Origin of the sequence: Streptomyces sp. NPDC057428, assembly GCF_042803195.1 — a bacterium.
Classification (GTDB): Bacteria; Actinomycetota; Actinomycetes; order Streptomycetales; family Streptomycetaceae; genus Streptomyces.
Genome location: NZ_JBHVCT010000216.1, coordinates 1 through 1,782, shown reverse-complemented (window position 1 = coordinate 1,782; position 1,782 = coordinate 1). Strand labels below are relative to the sequence as shown.

Here is a 1,782-nt window from a genome sequence, read left to right as displayed (position 1 = left end):
CACCATCGTCAGGGGTCCCGTCGTGCGTCCAGACCCTCCCACCAGCACAAATCACCCCTTGACAGCCCCGCCGATCAGCAAACTTCGCGGTCTTGTTGTGTCCTGAACGTGAAAGGAAGAACCATGTAGGAACTCTTCTTGTAGCGATGCTGTACGAAGGATGAAGGTATGGCCCTTCAAATTCGCCCTGCGGGGGGAGGATTTAAACCACCTCATGCTGCGCTAGCTGAAGACTGCCGTGGTGAACGATGAGGAAAAGGCGTCCGTTGAGACGTCAGGTGGGGATCGGGAAGGCGAACGCAAGTGAATCGCTGCTGACGTGTCGAAAAGTAGAGTTGACATCAGAACCGGGGTGTCAAGGCAGTCCCGGGATGAGTCTGGCGGGTGCCCGTTTACTGGTATCTTCTTATCGTGATCGACATGTAAAGAGGGTAGGTTTCCGCCGGGATGGGCCACTGGGGGTGAGGTTGAAGGGGTTTCGGGCGCCCGAAGGCTGTTGCGGCGAGACGGACGCCGGGGTGAACGTTACGCAGTGTGACGGATCGCTTGTTGCGGAATATGCCATAGGCATGATCGTTCAGTTCCGGCTCTGGTGCCGGATTGAGCGGAAGTTGACGTCATGTCTGATCGTTTTTCCTGGCATCGGCGGTTCACACCACATTGGTTGTCGAGCCTACCCAGACCGAGAGCGAGACCCGGATCCCGGCTGAGGGGTCTGCGGTGGACGAGTGCCGGTCTTACTGTGGTGATGTCGGCTCAGGTGGCTCTGGTCGCACTGGATTCAGGGCAGTCATTCGCGGTCACCCCGCACCTGCAACCAGTCCGCTCCGCTGCCAAGGCCGTAGCTGTGTCAGGCCCGGCCGAGGCGCAGGACGTGGCGTCGGCGCGATTGATGGCGCGGCTGCAAAACCGTCGGATCGAGGTTCTCTCGGAGCGGGCGGCAGATGCCACCACCTTCGTGAATCCGGACGGTTCGCTGTCGACGGAGACGTACGCGGGCCCGGTCCGGGTGAAGCAGGGCGACGGTTCGTGGAAGGACGTCGATACCTCGCTCATGGACGCGGGTGCGGATCTCAAGCCGCGGACGGCGCCGGCTGATCTGGCTGTGTCCGACGGCGGGGACACCCATCTGGCGTCGGTCACCGAAGGCGGGAAGACGTTCGGCCTCAACTGGGACTTCACGCTTCCCGCACCGCATGTCGCGGGCAATACCGCCACCTACGATCTGGGCGGCGGCGCGTCCTTGTCGGTGGAAGCGCTGGCGCAGGGTTTTGAGCAGTCAGTGGTGCTTGACCAGGCGCCGAGTGCCCCCGTGTCCTACCGGATCCCGTTGACGCTGAAGGGTCTGGCGCTGACCAAGGACGCTGATACAGGCCAGCTGCTGTTGAAGGACGGGGCGGGAAAACTGGTCGCCCAGGCGGCAGCCCCGCACATGTGGGACTCCTCCCGGGACCCCGCCTCCGGTGAACCGGTCAACCAACTGCCGGTCGAGACCGCAGTGGAGAAGGCCGACGACGGATCGACCACCCTGGTCCTGACCCCGAATCCGGTGTTCTTCTCCAGAGATCTGACCTACCCGGTGACTATCGACCCGTCATCGACGCTGGCGGTCACCACCGACACCTGGGTGCAGAACCCCGACTATCCCGACTCACAGGTTGGCTCACAGGAGCTGAAGTCCGGGACCTATGACGGGTCTTCGAATTTGATGGGGGTGCGGCGGTGACGGGCGGGCTCGCCGGTCACGCTGTGTGAGGTAGCTCGGGTGGTGGTACCCCGGAC

General features: G+C 62.7%; 1 protein-coding gene. It reads left to right on the top strand.

All coding sequences use genetic code 11. The features are described 5' to 3' along the window. The first annotated feature begins 748 nt into the window (after nucleotides 1-748). Nucleotides 749-1,726, top strand: a complete 978-nt coding sequence (locus ACFU5K_RS31835) for a hypothetical protein (RefSeq protein ID WP_384068210.1) — start codon at nucleotides 749-751, stop codon at nucleotides 1,724-1,726. Nucleotides 1,727-1,782: the final 56 nt, after the last annotated feature.

Bases quoted from the DNA above. Each gene is read 5' to 3' on its own strand.
- ACFU5K_RS31835 (WP_384068210.1), top strand. From the start codon at position 749: ATGTCGGCTCAGGTGGCTCTGGTCGCACTGGATTCAGGGCAGTCATTC.